Annotated in this window: 17 protein-coding genes; 5 read left to right on the top strand and 12 right to left on the bottom strand. The window is 52.7% G+C overall.

Going from position 1 to position 18,123, the window contains the following annotated elements; all coding sequences use genetic code 11:
* The first annotated feature begins 106 nt into the window (after positions 1–106).
* The 3 genes from ACI43T_RS07375 to ACI43T_RS07365 all read left to right on the top strand — a co-directional run bounded on the left by ACI43T_RS07375 (position 107) and on the right by ACI43T_RS07365 (position 1,783).
* Positions 107–1,036 (top strand): branched-chain amino acid transaminase, encoded by a 930-nt coding sequence (locus ACI43T_RS07375; RefSeq protein WP_308024383.1) that lies wholly within the window; start codon positions 107–109, stop codon positions 1,034–1,036.
* A 186-nt stretch (positions 1,037–1,222) separates the two neighbouring features.
* The gene (locus ACI43T_RS07370; protein ID WP_009174884.1) at positions 1,223–1,417 is read left to right on the top strand and encodes a zinc-finger domain-containing protein; all 195 of its coding nucleotides are present in this window, start codon (positions 1,223–1,225) and stop codon (positions 1,415–1,417) included.
* Between the two features lie 15 nt (positions 1,418–1,432).
* Positions 1,433–1,783, top strand: coding sequence for a hypothetical protein (locus tag ACI43T_RS07365; RefSeq protein ID WP_009174883.1), 351 nt, complete (start codon positions 1,433–1,435; stop codon positions 1,781–1,783).
* Between the two features lie 90 nt (positions 1,784–1,873).
* Here the strand turns inward: ACI43T_RS07365 and ACI43T_RS07360 are convergent, their stop codons facing one another.
* From ACI43T_RS07360 to ACI43T_RS07330, 7 genes are all read right to left on the bottom strand, one after another.
* Positions 1,874–2,698 (bottom strand): undecaprenyl-diphosphate phosphatase, encoded by an 825-nt coding sequence (locus tag ACI43T_RS07360; protein ID WP_308024386.1) that lies wholly within the window; start codon positions 2,696–2,698, stop codon positions 1,874–1,876.
* A gap of 128 nt (positions 2,699–2,826) precedes the next feature.
* On the bottom strand, positions 2,827–3,519 hold the full coding sequence (locus tag ACI43T_RS07355; RefSeq protein WP_405386226.1) for a thiol:disulfide interchange protein DsbA/DsbL: 693 nt from the start codon (positions 3,517–3,519) through the stop codon (positions 2,827–2,829).
* 9 nt (positions 3,520–3,528) lie between these two features.
* Positions 3,529–4,509 carry an SPOR domain-containing protein gene (locus ACI43T_RS07350; protein ID WP_405386224.1) on the bottom strand — a complete coding sequence of 327 codons (981 nt, stop codon included), beginning with the start codon at positions 4,507–4,509 and terminating at the stop codon, positions 3,529–3,531.
* A gap of 264 nt (positions 4,510–4,773) precedes the next feature.
* Entirely contained in the window at positions 4,774–5,799 is a 1,026-nt protein-coding gene (locus tag ACI43T_RS07345) for a histidine kinase dimerization/phospho-acceptor domain-containing protein (protein ID WP_405386222.1), read from the bottom strand.
* A 188-nt stretch (positions 5,800–5,987) separates the two neighbouring features.
* Positions 5,988–6,893 (bottom strand): LysR family transcriptional regulator, encoded by a 906-nt coding sequence (locus tag ACI43T_RS07340; protein WP_405386220.1) that lies wholly within the window; start codon positions 6,891–6,893, stop codon positions 5,988–5,990.
* Positions 6,894–6,911: 18 nt separating this feature from the next.
* Positions 6,912–7,550: an RloB family protein gene (locus ACI43T_RS07335; protein ID WP_009174877.1), complete on the bottom strand. Its 639-nt coding sequence runs from the start codon at positions 7,548–7,550 to the stop codon at positions 6,912–6,914.
* 2 nt (positions 7,551–7,552) lie between these two features.
* Positions 7,553–8,872, bottom strand: a complete 1,320-nt coding sequence (locus ACI43T_RS07330) for an AAA family ATPase (RefSeq protein ID WP_039851061.1) — start codon at positions 8,870–8,872, stop codon at positions 7,553–7,555.
* Between the two features lie 264 nt (positions 8,873–9,136).
* Between ACI43T_RS07330 and ACI43T_RS07325 the strand changes: the two genes are divergently transcribed.
* Positions 9,137–10,282, top strand: a complete 1,146-nt coding sequence (locus ACI43T_RS07325) for an alpha/beta hydrolase (RefSeq protein ID WP_405386217.1) — start codon at positions 9,137–9,139, stop codon at positions 10,280–10,282.
* 149 nt (positions 10,283–10,431) lie between these two features.
* Here ACI43T_RS07325 and ACI43T_RS07320 read toward each other — a convergent pair whose 3' ends face one another.
* Both ACI43T_RS07320 and ACI43T_RS07315 read right to left on the bottom strand, forming a co-directional pair.
* Entirely contained in the window at positions 10,432–11,181 is a 750-nt protein-coding gene (locus tag ACI43T_RS07320) for a class I SAM-dependent methyltransferase (protein ID WP_405386215.1), read from the bottom strand.
* A 56-nt stretch (positions 11,182–11,237) separates the two neighbouring features.
* On the bottom strand, positions 11,238–11,912 hold the full coding sequence (locus ACI43T_RS07315; RefSeq protein ID WP_405386213.1) for a response regulator: 675 nt from the start codon (positions 11,910–11,912) through the stop codon (positions 11,238–11,240).
* A gap of 224 nt (positions 11,913–12,136) precedes the next feature.
* On the opposite strand from ACI43T_RS07315, the gene ACI43T_RS07310 reads away from it, so the two are divergent.
* Positions 12,137–12,760 (top strand): inner membrane CreD family protein, encoded by a 624-nt coding sequence (locus ACI43T_RS07310; RefSeq protein ID WP_405386211.1) that lies wholly within the window; start codon positions 12,137–12,139, stop codon positions 12,758–12,760.
* A gap of 67 nt (positions 12,761–12,827) precedes the next feature.
* Here ACI43T_RS07310 and ACI43T_RS07305 read toward each other — a convergent pair whose 3' ends face one another.
* From ACI43T_RS07305 to carB, 3 genes are all read right to left on the bottom strand, one after another.
* Positions 12,828–13,889 carry a DNA polymerase beta superfamily protein gene (locus ACI43T_RS07305; RefSeq protein WP_405386209.1) on the bottom strand — a complete coding sequence of 354 codons (1,062 nt, stop codon included), beginning with the start codon at positions 13,887–13,889 and terminating at the stop codon, positions 12,828–12,830.
* 12 nt (positions 13,890–13,901) lie between these two features.
* Complete coding sequence (locus tag ACI43T_RS07300; protein ID WP_405386207.1) at positions 13,902–14,660, bottom strand: nucleotidyltransferase domain-containing protein; 759 nt, start codon at positions 14,658–14,660, stop codon at positions 13,902–13,904.
* A gap of 99 nt (positions 14,661–14,759) precedes the next feature.
* Positions 14,760–17,975, bottom strand: coding sequence for a carbamoyl-phosphate synthase large subunit (gene carB / locus ACI43T_RS07295; protein ID WP_405386205.1), 3,216 nt, complete (start codon positions 17,973–17,975; stop codon positions 14,760–14,762).
* Between the last annotated feature and the right edge of the window lie 148 nt (positions 17,976–18,123).

Genomic DNA, 18,123 nt, shown 5'->3' with positions numbered 1-18,123 from the left:
CGCTACCCCTTCCGCTGTTTCACATCTTAATCAATGCCGCGCACAACGCCGCAGTTTCCGGCAGAAATATTTTCATCACAACCGCATTCTTAAAGAAAGAACAATCATGGCATTATCAATGGACGACCGCGACGGCAAAATCTGGTTCAACGGCGAGCTGGTCGAGTGGCGCAGTGCGACCACACATGTTCTGACGCACACCCTGCACTACGGCATGGGCGTCTTCGAAGGTGTGCGCGCCTATGAAACTCCGGACGGCCCGGCAATTTTCCGCCTACAAGACCACACCAAACGCTTGTTTAACTCGGCGAAAATCGTCGGTATGCAGCTGCCGTTTACTGAAGAACAGATTAATCGGGCGCATATTGATGTCGTTAAAGCCAATAATCTGGCTTCCTGCTATTTCCGTCCGATGGCTTATTACGGTTCCGGCAAACTGGGCGTCGCGCCGAAACAGGACGACGTCCAAGTCATCCTTGCCGCGTGGGCATGGGGCGCGTATCTGGGCGAAGAGGGCATGCGCAAAGGCATCCGCGTGCGCGTCAGCTCGTTTACCCGCCACCACCCCAACGTAACCATGATTAAAGCCAAAGCCAACGGCAACTACATGAATTCCATCATGGCCAATACCGAAGCCACCCGCGACGGCTACGACGAAGCCATCCTGCTGGACGCCCAAGGCTATGTGGCCGAAGGTTCGGGCGAAAACATCTTTACCGTGCGCGACGGCGTGTTGTACACCCCCGCCTTGGATGTGGCGCTGGACGGCATTACCCGCAGGAGCGTGATTGCCATCGCTTCGGAAATGGGTTTGAAAGTCGTTGAAAAACGCCTGACGCGCGATGAGCTGTATGTAGCCGACGAGGTGTTCTTCACCGGCACTGCCGCCGAGGTTACGCCGATTCGTGAAATCGACGGCCGCCAAATCGGCATCGGCGAGCGCGGCCCGATTACCGCCGAGATTCAGCAGCGTTACTTCGACATCGTACAGGGCAAAAATCCCAAATACCGCGACTGGCTGACTTACGTCAAATAAATACGCGCCGGAATTGTTAGGCAAACAGGCCGTCTGAAACGGGCTTCACAGCAGATAACCGCTGTCGGAATGCCGTTTCAGACGGCCTTATTCCATATTCCGTCCGTACATCCCGAAAGGATACACAGTATGCGGCTTATCCCTTAAAATAAGCAAAACAGTTAATCCGTTGCAAAGGAACGTGCCATGAACAACCAAAACAATCCCGTCATCATTACCCCGCGCGACCTGCCGCTGCATTGTTCCGGCCCCGAACACGCCGATTCGTGGAACGGGCATCCGCGTGTTTTCCTGCCGATTCAGTCGGATGGCGACATCGAGTGCCCGTATTGCGGTACGTATTACCACTTGGAAGGCAAAATTCATCCGCACCACTATTAATTCCCCGGAGCCATCATGAACAAACACGCCGCCGTCCTGCTGCCGCTTTTATTTCTTGCCGCCTGCGGTTCATACAAAGCCGTGCGCCCGTCCGTACAGACTCCGGTCGTGGCGGAATCACAAACTTACTCGGTCAATTACAAAGCGGCCAAGGGCCAGCGCATCACGGCCGTCTACATCAATGGCAGCAGCCCGATGACGGTTGAGCTGCGCCAAGGTAATACGGTCGAAAAACTCAAACAAGTCCGCTCTTGGGCGAAAGGGGTGGAATACAGTAATCTTTCCACCCGCTGGCATGTGCAGGAAGGCTTTGCCACGCTCAAGCGTAAAAACAAACAGACCGTATTTACCGAAATCATCGAATAAAGCGGCAGAATGTACCGAGGCCGTCTGAAACGGGATTTTAGATTTCTAAGCATCCCGTTTCAGACGGCCTCTCTTTAGTTTGCCGCGCCGCTATTCGGCCCAGTTCACCCAGCCCATCGCCCAAGTAAACAGAATCAGGCCGCCGAACACGATGCGGTAATAGGCAAACGGCACATAGTTTTTACTGGCCACGAATTTCAGCAAAGCCTTTACCGCCAACAGGCCGGCCAGAAATGCTGCGACAAACCCCGCCGCAATCAGGCCGATGTCCTGCATGGTAAAAAGCTTGTAGTGTTTCAGCACATCGTAACCCGTAGCGGCAATCATCATCGGCACCGCCAGAAAAAACGAAAATTCGGTGGCCGTTTTGCGCTCCAGCCCCCACAACATGCCGCCCATAATCGTGCTGCCCGAACGCGAAGTTCCCGGTACGAGGGCGCAGATTTGCGCACAACCGACCACAAACGCATCAATCGGCCGCATATCGTCCACATTCATCACCTTCGGTTTTTTCTTACTTTGGCGTTTTTCCACCCACAGGATAAAGAAGCCGCCCAGCACCAGCATCGCCGCCACGGTAATCGGGTTGAACAGGTACAATTTAATCTGTTTGCTGAACAACAGCCCGACTACCGCCGCCGGTACGAATGCCACCGCCAGATTCAGCACGAAACGGTTTGCCTTGCGGTCGCGTCCCAAGCCGGAAATAATATCGGCGAAACGTTGGCGGTATTCGAAAATCACCGCCAGCACGGCACCGAGTTGGATAGCGATTTCAAACACTTTGCCGTTGCTGTGGAAATTCAGCAGGTCGCCCAATACAATCAGATGGCCCGTGCTCGAAATCGGCAGAAATTCGGTCAGACCTTCTACGATGCCCAGAATCAGGGCTTTCAACAATAACAAAATATCCATAATTTCTTTCAGACGGCCTATCGGCCTTGTTGGGGGAGGGAGAATATAGTGAAGGGTGCAGGGCAGATCGTTTATCCGCCATCAGCGATAAAGGCAGCCGAAAGGCTGCCTCAAGCTATCCGATAATATCAATGGTTGGCGGAGCGGGCGAAAGAAGCCCCTTTGCTTTTCGGTGCGGATTTGCCGTCCTCGGCACGGGTTTTGCCCTCACCGCGTACTTTTTCCACCAACTCATCAATGGTTTTCATACCTGCGTTCCAGTCATTGCCGAATTTCACCTGATATTTGCCGCCGACGATAACGGTCGGCGTACTGCCGATGCGGTAGGCGACGGTCAATTCTTCCATTTTTTTCGCCCGATTCAGGCTGGCAGGTGAATCGTAGGCCGCAATCAGTTTCTTGCCGTCAAAACTTTTCTGCGCCTGCGCCCATTGCTTGAATGTGGCAGAATCGGCCAGATTGATTTTCTGCTCGTACACCGCTTGGAATATGGCGGAATTGGCTTGGAGTTTCAAACTGGAATCGTCCACCGCCGCGGCTACGCGGGCCAAGCCCAGCATTTCCGGCTGCCACACCACATGCTCCGTGCGCAGGTAGGTGTCTTTTGCAAAGGTTTTGCTGTGATTGAGCAGAACGGGATCCAAGTGGTAGCAGTGAACACAGAAATAACCGAAAAATTCCAACACTTCGATTTTATCCGCCTGCTGCTGAGGAATCGGTTTAGGCAGAACCGTATAATCCTTTCCTTCCACTGCGGCCTGTGCGGAGACGGGCAGCAGGGCGGAAAGGGCGATACCGGCCAATGCGGTTTTCAATTTCATCGGAAATCCTTATTTCACCGAACGGGCAAAGCTGTTTACGCCGTGTTTTTGCAGAGTCTGCTGAACATTTTTGGCATCATCCTGAGCCATCGCAGCACTTTGCACGCGGTAAACATCTTTACCGTTGGCAGTGCTTTCCACCACGCTGGAAGAGATGCCCATCATCGCCAACTTGGCACGCTGGGTTTCCGCACTCTTGCGGTCGACATACGAACCCATTTGCAATACGACTTTACGGCCGCCGGAAGACGCCTTGGCCGAATTGTCGCCGGAAACAGCTTTCTTCGCTTCTTCTTTCGCTTGTGCCGCCTTATGTTCGGCGCGTGCTTTTTCGATGCTGCCGCTGTTCAGAATCTGCTCGGGTGTAGGCTTGCTTTCTTTTTGGCCGCCGTCTTTTTTAGCTGCGGCCTTATGTTCGGCTGCTTTTTTCTCCGCGGCTTTTTTCTCGGCCAGCTTGCGTTCGATACGGGCTTTCTGTTTGTCGGTCAGTCCGGCCGTTTTCTTCTCTGTTTCGGTTTTCGGTTCGACCGTTTTGCCGGTTTCCGGTTTGGCCGACGAAGCTTCTTGTGCAACGGCTTCCGAACCTGCTGCCTCCCCGGCCTGATGCTGCGGTTTGGCCTCGGTTTTCGGTTCTGCAACGACCGGTTTGGATGTTTCACCGCCGACTTCGGGCACGGTTTCCGGCTCGGCCTGTTTGGTTACGGCTTGCGGCGGGGTTTCTTTGTCTGTTTCCGGTTTGCTTTCGCCGCCGGCTACGCCGCCTTGATCCGGTACGGTCTCAGGCTCTTCCTCCTGCTGGGGTTTCGTCCGGTTGCCCTTAGGTTGCAGAACTTCGGTTTCCGAAACCTCTTTGGCCGGTTTTACTTCCTTGAATCCGCCGCGGTTTTCCTTGTTGAGGAAAAACAGGATGCCAATGATGACCGCCGTTGCCAGCAGTAAACCAGAGAAAAAGCCCGAAAGGCCTTTACCGTGTTGCGTTTGCTTTTTCATAACATACCTTATTGTGGTTCAGACGGCCTTTTGTACGGCAAATACCGCACCAACCGCCGCCTGCAATTCAGATGAATCATTTTATCAACAAGTCCGATTTTGGGCAAAACCCCACAGTCTGTTTACATTCTTTTTACGCTACCTTAAGGCTGTCTGAAATGTTTTTCAGACGGCCTTTAAAATAATGCTGAACCGTCTGTAAATCTTTTCTCTTTCCGCCTCAAACGCTTTCGGTGCGAATCCTTGTTCAGCCGTTCCACTTTTTCAGCAGTGCTTCGTATATGAATGGCCGTGTGTGACGGTCTCGACCTTCGGCAAGATGCCGTCGTTCCCGACGGTGAAAATCAGACTCGCAAGTACGCCGTTTCCGTGGTTTCGGAGGATAAAGCCCCCGTGATGCAGCCGCATGATTTCCGATACGAAATTCAAACCCAGCCCGCTGCTGCGCGCGCCGTCGGCGCGTGGAAGCGAATAGAAGCGCTGCGGAATTTTGTCTAGGGCAAATTCGGGGACGGGTTCGCCTCGGTTGTAAACGCATAATTCAATCTGTTTGCTGTTTTCGGCGAGGCTGATTTTGATTTCGCTGTGTCCGGCGGCGAAGTCTATGGCGTTGTACAGCAGATTGTCGACAGCTTGGCGGATGAGCAGGGGATCGCCCTGTACGGGGTGTTTTTGACGGCAATCCAATGTGATTTGCAGATTTTTGGCATGGAGCGCGGCGCGGCATTCGTCGGCGGCCTTGGCGGATAATACGGCTAAATCGACTGTTTGTACCGTTTGCAGGCTGTCGCGGTTTTCCAGCCGCGCCAGTTCCAGCAGACGGGCAATCAGTTGCTTTTGTTTTTGCGTGTTGCGGACAATGCGGGCAACCAGTTGTTGCTGCTCCGACGAAAGCCCGCCGTCTTGCAGCAGTTCCAGCGCGGCTTGTTGCGCGGTGAGCGGCGTTTTGAGTTCGTGAGTCAGCCCTAAGACGTAATTTTCGATGAGCTGCCGGTGGTCGAGTTCCTCGCGCAGGTGGGCGACGGCGTCTACCAAACGGTATAAATAACTGTCGCCGAACTGCGGTTTGACCGCGGTACGGTTGGCCGCCATCGCTTCGGCATAGCGGCGGATGCGGTTGATACTGCGCGCCAGCCACCAGGCGAGCGTACCGAGCACGAGCAGGCTGGCAGTGAGCAGGGGTAAGACATGCTGCTTGGCATAGACCAGCGACCAGGAGGTGAGCAGGAGCAGGATGCCGAGCAAAACGAAGAAAAGGCGGATGCTGAGGTGTTTGAAATATTTAAGCATGGGTTGGCTGAATGGATATGGTTGCGCGGCCTGATATTGAGCTGGGCGGTGTTTCAATTTCGTTGCGGTTTCGCTTTCAGGTAGCCTGAAAAGTGTGTGTGATTAAGTCGGGCTGGTTTTCGCGCTTGGAGGCCGTCTGAAAAGGAGGTTAGCGATAACTGATGACTATCATTGAGCTTGCCGGATTTTCAGGTAGCCTCTTTATCATACATTTCCCGCAACACCTCCGTCAGCCAGTCGAACACCTTTAATACGCGCCCGGAAGTTACTGTGCGTTGCGGGCGGTAGATATAGAGTTGCCACGGGCGGCGCGGGATGTCGGGGAAGAGTTCCACCAGTTCGCCGTTTTGCAGGTGGATTCGGCACAGATGTTCCGGGATATAGGCGGCAACGCTGCCTGCCAGTGCGGCGGCGAGTTCGTTGGCAGGGTCGTCTGTGATGAAACGGATGTTTTTTGGAAAAACGTGCATTTCTGCGTTGAGCGGCCAGCCCCACGGGCGGTTGGTGTTGGCGTTAATGAGCGACGATGCGGGGAAACGGCCGGTTAATTCGTCTAGGCTTTGCGGCGTGCCGTAGCGGGCGAGATAGGCGGGGGAGGCGACGATTTTGTCGGTGGTGTCGCAGATTTTGCGGACAATCATCAAATCTTCCGCCTGTGTGCCGATGCGGATGCCGATGTCGAGTTGGTTTTCCACCGCGTTAAGTTTGGCGTCGTTGCTGCGCCAATCGATATAAAGTTCGGGATAGTCGGCGCATTTTTCCAGCAGGCGGGCGAGTATGCGGTTGTTATCGCTCCACTGCGGTACGGTAATGCGGACGATGCCGCGTATCTCGTCTTTTTCTTTGGCGGCAGAAAACAGGTTTTCGCTGTCGGCAAGGAGCTGCTGGGCGCGCGGCAGGAAGGCTGCGCCAAACTCGGTCAGGTGGATATTGCGTGTGTTGCGGGTAAAAAGCTGTTCGCCGAGGTGTTGTTCCAATTCGGCAATCACACGCGTTACCACCTGCGGCGAAACGGACAGGCGCAGCGCGGTCTCGCGGAATTGCAGGGTCTCGGCGGCGGAGCAGAAGTGTTTTAGGGCGTTGAGTTTGTCCATTTTGGATTTTGCAGAATCTCAAATCTTAAGTTTTCTTAAATAATCTACCAATATGTGGACTTTTGTAGAAGGATTTGATTCCTCCTCACTTTCAGCAGCCTTCAACGATTTTGCGGCATTGCTTAACGCTATTTCTAGCTTATCATGTAAAATTTCATATAGATTTTCTGTGTTTTTTTCATACTCATTGCCAAATACCTTTTTCCATTCAGCGTTCAAAGTAGCAACACAGTTATCCCCCGAACTTCTTGTACCACTTCGTGTTATTGGAGCCCGAGAATATTTGAAATGGCACAAATACCAATATTCGAAACTGGGATAAGAAATAATAAGTTCCAGATTCTTATCTTTAATCATGTTCACAGCATTAGAGAAATTCTTATGTTCATCCCTATCTACTACACAATAAACCTTATTAAAAGGCAGATATTCCTTTTGATCCTCTACTTCCTTTAGGGCAGTTTTTATTACTGAAACTGGGTCTGACCCCGTTCCTGAAATAATCTTAATGTTTACTGATGATAACTTTTCAAACTTAATCAGGCTGCGAAAATAAAACTTTTCTGTCTTTTCTCCTTCGCAAACAATTAAAACCAAGTCATAGGCTTCCTTTTTTGGTTCTTCACGCTCCAAACTACGGTTTTTACGTCTTGACATGATTACTCACTCTCCCAAAAATCCTTGGGAAATTCAAAATTACTAATCATAGGTTTTGCACCATAACGACCATGAAGGTAATATTCTTCAATATCTTCGCGGTTAATATGGGGCTTAAAGTCGGTTAATGGATATAAATGAGTTCCTCTATCCTCCTCTTTTTCACAAAACCAAATTTGATCACGACGCAGCAAATCTTTTCTTAATACAGAAGTTTCATGCGTTGTAAAAATTAACTGAGCATTTTTCTTATTGAGTGGAGAGTTGAATAACTTAACCAAGAAACGTACTAAATCAGGATGTAGACTTTTATTTAATTCATCAATTATTAAAACATTTCCATTATGTAAAACAGCTAAAATCAGTCCGGCAAATTCAAATAATTTTTGAGTCCCGTCTGATTCTTCATGTAAAGGAATTTCTGGTGGATTGTCAGTACCATCAAAATATACAAAGAATGTTTCGGTTTTGGCAACAATTGCCTCTTCTATTTCTTTAAGAATTTTATCTTTTACAATCTCAGGGAGTTCCTTTGGAAAATCTTCATGTCGAATTTTAGGTTTTCTAAAAGTAATATCATCAACTTCAATACCTGCAGATTTAAGCAGAGAAATTAAAATAGTTTTTTCTTTATCTGAATTTTTGCATAATGATTTAGATAGTTCATTGCTAATTCTATCAGTACGAACTATTAATATTTCTTCTGAAAGTGATTCATAAATCGGTTTTAATTGTTCACTATTCAAATGAACTGCGCTAGAAAAAAACAACTGGTCCGGACGGGTTTGATTTTTCCAGCTTTCTCTTTCTCCTTTGAAGTAGGTGGACATTTTCCAATCGTAGTCAGATTTTTCTTGCTTGTATTCACGATGAAACCAGTTCTGCTCTTTTCCTTTGGGGTAAACGCTCAACCATTCTTCATAAACCATATTTTTATCGGCAACGAATCCGTAATCTACCCGAGTTTCTTGCAAACTACCTTCTTCATTTGTCAGTGGAACAATAATAGAAATATCATAAAGTGTCGGTTCATTACGGGAAAGCGCATCAAATAAAAAACTTTCCGTTTCAATGGGTCTATTTATCTTTTTACTAAACGAATTTTGAATAATATGAAGCATAGATCCCAATGCCTTAATAACATTGGATTTACCAGAAGCATTAGCACCATAAATGACCGCAGATTTTAATAATTCTGGGGTTGCCGCAGCGGTAGTCTGGAAAAAATTGTCAGGCATTTCATTTCCTGAGCTGCGTACTAAGGACAGGGTTTGCTCCTTTTTAAGGGAGCGAAAATTTTCTGAGATAAATTGAATTAACATGGGCTAAACCTCAAGACAAAGCTATTTTCAGTAAATTTTACCTAAAATTTGGATAATTCTATCACACTAAAACAATTAGAACTAAATTTTTAGGTAAGACATTATTTTTCTGAAGACAACAACGTCACCTGAACCGACTTCAGACGACCTTTCATCTGATTGTTCCATATTCTAGAATTAATAATTCAGATTTTATTCATTGTTTGCCAAACAGTCCATCCCTATAATGCACTCATTTCGATAAGCAAATCGCGGAACAACCCCATGAAAAATCAAGCTAAAAAATCATTCCTGAAAACTGCTGCCGCAGCCGCCGTTGCATTGACTTTATCCGCCCCTGCGCTGGCAGACGTGTCCATTACCCCGATGAAAGGAGTTCAAACCATGCAGCTTACCCAAGAATGGGACAAAATTTTCCCTCAGTCCAATAAAGTGGAACACCACAAAGTAACATTTAAAAACCGCTACGGCATCACCTTGGTTGGCGATTTGTATGTGCCGAAAAACATCCGTTCAGGCCAGAAACTGCCCGCAATTGCAGTGGCCGGCGCGTTCGGTGCGGTGAAGGAGCAATCCAGCGGTCTATATGCCCAAGCGATGGCAGAACGCGGTTTTGTAACCTTGGCATTTGACCCGTCCTACCTCGGTGAATCCGGCGGTGAACCGCGTAATATGGCGTCGCCCGACATCAACACTGAAGACTTTTCCGCCGCCGTTGATTTTCTTGGCCTGCAAAACTTCGTGAACCGCGAACAAATAGGCATCTTGGGCATTTGCGGCTGGGGCGGCATGGCGTTGAACGCCGCTGTGGGCGATACCCGCATCAAAGCCGTCGCCACCAGCACCATGTACGACATGACCCGCGTGATGGCCAACGGCTACGAAATCAACATGAAGCAGAACGCCCAAGGCGGCTACGACCGCGCCCCCGCGCAAACTGCCGAAGCGCGTTACCAAGCCAAACAGGGCATGAACACCCAACGCTGGGCAGACGCGGAAAGCGGCACGCCGTCGCAAGGCAGCCCCGACAACCACCTGCCTTCGCAAGACAAATTGACCGCCGACACCCCGCAGTTTGTACGCGAATATTCGGGCTTCTACAAAACCCAACGCGGCTACCACCCACGCTCCGTCAATTCCAACGGCGCATGGTCGCAAACCACCCCGCTGGCGTTCATCAACATGCCGATTCTGCAACGCGCAGGCGAGTTGAAAGCCCCCGCCTTAATCGTTCACGGCGAAAAAGCACACTCACGCTATTTCAGCGAAGACGCATTCAAATCTCTGGGCAGCCAAAACAAAGAGCTGTACATCGTGCCGGGTGCGAACCACACGGATTTGTATGACAACACCCGAGGCAAGATTCCGTTTGATAAGTTTGAGCAATTCTTTAAAGCAAATCTGCATTAAGGTCGTCTGAAGAGGGCTACCTGAAAATGTAGGGAATCCTGTAAATTGACAGCCTGCACTTTTTTGTAACGAGTGCCGGCTGCTTTTTATTTTTCAGACGGCCTTTTCAGATTTCGAGGTCGTCTGAAAAAGCAAATGCAGCGGCTGGTTCAAACAGGTTTGCGGAAGGTAATGCAGTAAAAGCGGTTGCTCCACAGCAGCCGCGTTTTCTTTTCCTGTACGGTTTCGGGGATGCAGTTTTCGATTTGTGTCAGGTCGAAATCGGTGTCTTGGAAGTAGCTCCGCGTGAATAGGCTTTTTTTGTATTGTCTCTGGATAAAGTCGGTAGTTTCGTCTGCGATCATGATTTTGGTGCCGGGTTTGGCGACGCGCAGCATTTCGTTGATGGCTTTTTGTTTGTCGCTGAAAAAATTAATGCCGCCCACATGGAATACGACGTCGAACATATTGTCGGCAAAGGGTAAATCTTCGGCGTTGCAGTGTACCAAGTCCAAGCCCGCCGCTTTTTTCCGCCATACGTCGCGGCAGCGTGCCAACATGCCGAGCGACAGGTCTGCGCCGGTCAAATCCAGCTTGGCGGGGTCGATGTCGGCGGGCAGGTGGTTCAAATCGGTACCTGTGCCGATGGAGACGTAGAGCGCGGTGCAATCCTGCCGCCATTCCAGTTCGCCCATCAGGCTGCGCCGCATTTCGTTGATGCTGTTGCCGTATTTGAGGCGGGCTATCCAGCGTTCGCCGAAGTCGTACCAACGGGCGAGGCGGTTGTACATGTTCATGTATTTGGCGTTGTCGCCCGTTACGTTGTCGGAATCGAGGCACAACAAGATGCCGTTTTGTTCGGGCGGAAGCGAGTTTTGTAAGGCGGGTTTGAGCTTTTGGATGAGCTTGGCGGAAGACATGGTGTTACTCCTGTGGATAGTTGCAACAGCTTGAAAGGCCGTCTGAAAACCGTGCTTCAGGTTTCGTTAAAACTATACCCCAGCCCGTGATGGGTGCGGATGTATTCGTCGGTGATGCCGGCTTCGCGCAGTTTGTGGCGCAGGGCGCGGATGTGGGTGTTGATGGTGTGCGGGTCGGAGGGGCGGTTGCCGCCGAACATGGCGGTGAGCAGTTCTTCGCGGCTGAACACGCGGCCGGGGCGGTGCAGCAGGGTGCGCAGCAGGCGGTATTCGCCCTGCGTGAGCGGCAGTTCGCGCCCTTGGTGGCGGATGCAGCAGGCGGGCGCGTCGTCGTGCCAGATGGGGGCGGCTTCGGCGGCTGGCTGTGTTTGTGTGCGCCGCAGCACGGCTTTTACGCGGGCGACGAGTTCGCGCGGGCTGAAGGGTTTGCCGATGTAGTCGTCTGCGCCGAGTTCGAGGCCGAGGATGCGGTCGGTTTCTTCGTCTTGGGCGGTGAGCATGATGACGGGCTGGGGATGTTGCGGGCGCAGGGTTTTGAGCAGTTCGAAGCCGTCGGTGTCGGGCAGGCCGACGTCGAGCAGGAGCAGGTCGAAGTGTTCGCGCGCGAGCAGTTGCCGTGCCTGCTCTGCGGTGGGGGCGATGCGTGCGGTGAAATGGGCGCGGGCGAGGGAGAGTTCGACCAGTTCGGCGATTTCGCGCTCGTCTTCGATGATGAGGATATGCGGGTTCATGGGATAGGGAATTAACAAGCCGTCAATACAAGGCGGCAAGCCGTAGCGAAAATAAAGTCCATCCGCTCATTGTACGCAAGAGTGGCAGGCTGCACATCATTTTCAGGCTGCAATCTTCATAAAATCTTCACAACTGCCCCACAGGAAATTGACGGCGTTTCGGCATACTGGACGCTGTCGGCAAACGGAAGTCCGTTGCCCAAAACCTTTCTATGGAGCAGAAAATGACGAAAAAATTATGGAGCGTAATCGGCCTGTGTATCGCCTTTGCCGTGGTATTGCTGTGGATTTACGGACTGGCCGAACAGCGGAGCGAATACCAGTCCAGCATACTGCTGGGGGCGGAGGGCTACCACATGGTCGTCCGCAGCGTGAAATACGGCATGGTGCTGGTGGTGTTGGTGTTTTCTTCGTTCTTTTTAAGCGAAATCCTGCAGGAATGGCGTATCCATCCGGTGCAGTATCTGCTGGTAGGCGCGGCGTTGTCGATTTTCTACCTGCTGTTGCTCTCGCTGGCGGAACATATCGGCTTTACTGCCGCTTATGCCATCGGTGCGGCGGCGTGTATCGGCTTGCTGTTTTGGTATCTGCGCTTCGTGCTGGCCACCACGCGCGGGGTGCATATGATGACGGCGCTGCTCGTTGCGGCCTACGGTACGATGTTTGTGCTGATAAAAATGCAGCAATACAACCTGCTGGCCGGCTCTTGTCTGCTGTTTGCAGCGCTGTTCGCGGTGATGTATTACACACGGGAGATTGATTGGTATGCGCTGAGGGAAACGGACGGAGGCACGAAGGCGATTGAAGAGCAGCCAGCCGCACCGCGCCGCCGCATTGTTCGCCGTTGAGCGCTGCTTGATTGGGACGGCGGCTTTTCAGGCCGTCTGAAACATTTTGCCAATATGCAACCGAGGGTTATCCGTAAATCTGTTCTCTCGTTTTTATCAGGGCTGTTAATGCCGAATGGCTGTCGACGAGGTCCGGCAAGTGGGACTGCGTAAACAATTCGTCCACTTCCGCCATCAGCCGTTCCGCTTTTTCCAGCAGTTCTTCGTAGGAGGATTCGCCGCGTTTGATGGCGAGCAGTTCGTCGCGGTTGGGGCGGCGCGGGCGGATTTCGCCGTGGCGGGCGATGTCGCGGGCGGTTTCGAGCAGGCGGAAGGTGTGCATCATGTTTTTGGCGTCGTAGCCCTGTCCGTGTGCCTGTGTGCCTTGGTAGCGCGTTTCGTTGCGTTCCGCCAGCCATTGCTGATAGGAGGCGTATTCGCGGCAGTAGCTGCTGTATCCGTCTTGGTTGAAGGAAAGGTAGGCGAGCGGGGTTTCACCTTCGGGAACGGAGCTGAGGGAGAGGTTGGTGGCTTCGGGTTTGAGCGCGACGCCGTGGTAGCCGCGCGTGCCGTCGGGGTCGTAAAACAGGGCGTAGAGTTCGCGGGCGTGGGCGATTTTGACCAAACCGACGCGCCGCTGCTCCATTCCGCGTTGCGAAAGCCAGTGCCGCAGCGGCACGGTTTGCGCGCCTTCTACGATGTGGCAGAAATCGAGCACGCTTTTCTTTTCAGACGACATCGGATTGCTGATTTTCTTGTTCAGCCCGCGTGCTTTTTTGATTTGTCCGTAGGCGTATCCGGCGAAACTCTGGCGGCAGGCTTTGGACACAAACCATTCGGTTTTGAACGCGTCCATCAGCGGCGAACGGTAGCGCACACAGTCAGGCGGAGAGGCGAGCAGCTCCAGCGTGTTCGGGTTGCTTTGCAGCAAAAGCTCGATAAACCGCCCCAGCTCGTAATAAACGATATCGTTGGTTTCGTTGCTGATTTGCGGGATGTATTCCATGCCGTAAAACATGGATTTGGGCAGGTAAAACACGCCTTTGATGTCGGTATCGGATTCGGGCGTCGCCAAACCGTAGGCGCGGCTGCCGGAAACGGCTTCGAGCAGAAGCAGGTTTTGTGTGTGCAAATCTTCGATGGTGAGCATTTTCAGACGACCTTAAGGATAAACCGCCGCCAAAGTTTCGCAGAACAATTCATTCAGCGGTCCGCTGTCGGCAGTTTGGGCGGCAGGGGCGGATAATTCGGAAACTTCGTTATATAAATCAATGGGCAATCGTTGCAATTCGGGCGACAGTGTATGCAGGTAACTTTCGTCCTGTTCCGCCTTGGTGGCCACTAAATCGGCGATTTGGGCGGCGCAGTCCGTTTGCCATTCGCTCATCAGCTCGGCCAACGTCATCGGCGGGATGCCGCCTTGTTTGACTGCCCACCGTGCCGCGAGCAGCGGACGCAGGACGTAAAACCATTTTTTCAGTTTGACGGGGTGCGCCAAATCCATGTTTCTTAAAGCGTTGCCTGCGATGCCGCGATAATGGTGCAGCAGAGCGGCGGCTTGGACGTATTGCGGTGCAAGCGCGTTCAGACGGCCTGTGAAATCATCGTCCTGCGTATAAACCATCGGCGAACGCAGCCATTCGAGCAGCGTGGCATTGCTTTTCCGCAGCAAACGCAACGCTTTGCGGATGTCCCAGTCGCCGACGTCAAACCATTGGTTTTCGATAAATTCAAAGGTGTCTTTCGCTTCGTCGATTTGCAGATAATATGGCTGCGGGCGGATATAAATGGCGCGCACGTCGTAATCGCTGTCGGGCGAGGCAAAGCCCCATGCGCGGCTGCCGCTCTCTACCGCCAGCAGGAAATGCAGCGGCTCGGTATGGGCGATGTGGGTGAGTTTTTCTTGAATGGCTTGTTTCATGATTCTTCCTTAAAGAAAGCCGTCTGAAAACCTTAAATCAAAGTTTTCAGACGGCCTTTGTGCAGGCTGCTTTTTATTTTTCAGGCAGCCTGAAACGCCCTATTTCCACGCGTTCAACCGTGCATGCAACTCCTGCACACTGTACACATTGGTTGAATTCAGGTTCTTCACACCTTCGCTCATGGCTTCGCCGCCGGCCACGGTGGTGTATTGCGGCACGCGCTGGGTGAGGGAGGTGCGGCGGATGCTGTGGCTGTCGGCGATGGATTGTGCCGAGCTGCTGACGGTATTGACCACCAGCGCGATTTCGCCGTTTTTAATCGCGTCCACGATGTGCGGGCGGCCTTCCTGCACTTTATTCACCGCTTGCACGATGATGCCGTGCTCTTTCAGATATTCGGCGGTGCCGCGTGTGGCGCAGACGCCGTAGCCGAGGGCTTGGAAGTTTTGTGCGGTTTTCACGATAAGCGGCTTGTCTTCCTCTCGCACGGAAAGGAAGATTTTGCCGGTGGCGGGCATGCGTTCGCCTGCGCCGAGCTGGGCTTTGAGGTAGGCTTCGCCGAAGGTTTCGCCCACGCCCATCACTTCGCCGGTGGAGCGCATTTCTGGGCCGAGGATGGTGTCCACGCCGGGGAATTTGATGAAGGGGAACACGGCTTCTTTAACGGCATAGAAATCGGGGACGACTTCTTTTTCCACGCCTTGCTCTTGCAGGGAAATGCCTGCCATGCAGCGTGCGCCGACTTTGGCGAGCGGCACGCCGGTGGCTTTGGAGACGAAGGGGACGGTACGGCTGGCGCGCGGGTTCACTTCCAACACGAACACCACGCCGTCCTGCACGGCAAACTGCACGTTCATCAGGCCGACCACGCCCAGCGCGTACGCCATGGCTTTGGTTTGGCGGCGGATTTCGTCTTGGATTTCTTCGCTGAGCGAGTAAGGCGGCAGCGAACAGCCGGAGTCGCCGGAGTGGATGCCTGCCTGTTCGACGTGCTGCATGATGCCGCCGATAACCACGTCTTTGCCGTCTGAAACGCAGTCCACATCGACTTCAATCGCGTTGTTTAGGAAGAAATCGAGCAACACGGGGCTGTCTTCGGATACTTGCACGGCTTCGCGCATGTATTTTTGCAGCTCTTCGGCGGAGTGGACGACCTGCATGGCGCGGCCGCCGAGGACGTAAGACGGGCGCACGACCAGCGGATAGCCGATTTCTTCGGCTTTGACGAGTGCTTCTTCTTCGTTGTGGGCGATGCGGTTGGGCGGTTGGCGCAGGCCTAAGTCGTTCAACACTTTTTGGAAGCGTTCGCGGTCTTCGGCGGCGTCGATGCTGTCGGCAGATGTACCGATGATGTTCACGCCGTTTTCAACCAGCGCGTTGGCGAGTTTGAGCGGGGTTTGGCCGCCGTAATGCACAATCACGCCCCACGGGTTTTCGGTGCGGACGATTTCCAACACGTCTTCCAGCGTCAGCGGCTCGAAATACAGACGGTCGCTGGTGTCGAAGTCGGTGGATACGGTTTCAGGGTTGCAGTTGACCATGATGGTTTCAAAACCGGATTCGCGCAGGGCGAGCGCGGCGTGAACGCAGCAGTAGTCAAACTCGATGCCCTGACCGATGCGGTTTGGGCCGCCGCCGAGAATCATCACTTTTTTACGGTCGGAAGGACGCGCTTCGCATTCTTCTTCGTAAGTGGAATAGAGGTAGGCGGTTTCGGTGGCAAACTCGGCGGCGCAGGTATCGACGCGTTTGTAGACGGGATGCAGGTTCAGCGCGTAGCGGTGTTCGCGCACTTCTTTTTCTTTTACGCCCAAAAGCTGCGCGATGCGTTTGTCGGAGAAGCCTTTGCGTTTCAGACGACGTAAGGCGGCAAAATCCAAATCTTGCAGGCAGCCTGCACTTACCTGCTGCTCTTCTTTCACCAAGTCTTCGATTTGCGCCAAGAACCAAGGATCGATGGCGCAGATTTCGTGGATTTCTTCCAGCGTGAAGCCTGTGCGGAATGCGTCTGCCACAAACAGCATACGCTCAGGGCCGGGGTTGGCCAGTTCGCGGCGGATTTCCGCTTTGTCGGAGCTTCTCGGATTGAAGCCGCACAAGCCTGTTTCCAAGCCGCGCAGGGCTTTTTGGAAACTTTCCTGAATGGTGCGGCCCATCGCCATCACTTCGCCCACAGATTTCATCTGCGTGGTCAGGCGGTCGTCTGCAGCGGGGAATTTTTCAAACGCAAAACGCGGGATTTTGGTTACCACATAGTCGATGGAAGGCTCAAACGACGCGGGCGTACGACCGCCGGTGATGTCGTTGCGCAATTCGTCCAGCGTAAAGCCGACCGCCAGTTTTGCCGCCACCTTCGCAATCGGGAAGCCCGTCGCCTTGGAAGCCAGCGCAGACGAACGGCTCACGCGCGGGTTCATCTCAATCACAATCATCTCGCCGTTTTCAGGGTTCACCGCAAACTGCACGTTCGAGCCGCCCGTATCCACGCCTATTTCGCGCAATACCGCCAACGAAGCGTTACGCATGATTTGGTATTCTTTGTCCGTCAGCGTTTGCGCCGGCGCAACCGTAATCGAGTCGCCCGTATGCACGCCCATCGGGTCGAAGTTTTCAATCGAACAAATGATGATGCAGTTGTCGTTCTTATCGCGCACCACCTCCATCTCGTACTCTTTCCAGCCGAGGACGGACTGCTCAATCAGCAGCTCATGCGTGGGCGACGCGTCAAAACCGCGTTCGCAAATCGCCAAAAACTCGTCTTTATTGTAGGCAATGCCGCCGCCCGAACCGCCCATCGTGAAAGACGGACGAATCAGCGTCGGGAAGCCGACCTGTTCTTGCGCTGCCAAGGCTTCGTTCATCGTGTGGCAGACAAAGGATTTCGGGCAGGAAAGGCCGATTTTCTCCATCGCCTCCTTAAAGCGGCCGCGGTCTTCCGCCTTGTCAATCGCGTCTTCCGTCGCGCCTATCAGCTCGACATTGTATTTCGCCAGCACGCCGTTGCGCGCCAAATCCAGCGCACAGTTCAGCGCGGTCTGGCCGCCCATTGTGGGCAGAATCGCATCGGGCCGCTCCTTGGCGATAATCTTCTCCACCGTCTGCCACATAATCGGCTCGATGTAGGTAACATCCGCCATTTCAGGGTCGGTCATAATTGTGGCGGGGTTGGAATTCACCAGAATGACTTTGTAGCCTTCTTCACGCAAAGCCTTGCAGGCCTGTGCGCCCGAATAGTCAAATTCGCAAGCCTGACCGATAACGATAGGGCCGGCGCCGATGATAAGGATGGATTTTAGGTCGGTACGTTTGGACATGGGTGGGTCTTTCTATTGATTAATCTGTTTTTCATTGTGGTTTGAAGGTTTTGGTAAGAATTTAAATAATATCTTAGCCCAAAGGCCTTCTGAGCCAAACAAGATGTGGTAATACTCATTTGTAACTAATCCGAAAATTCCACCAACT

Source organism: Neisseria oralis (assembly GCF_045062685.1).
Classification (GTDB): domain Bacteria; phylum Pseudomonadota; class Gammaproteobacteria; order Burkholderiales; family Neisseriaceae; genus Neisseria; species Neisseria oralis.
This window is presented reverse-complemented; position numbering and strand designations above follow the sequence as displayed.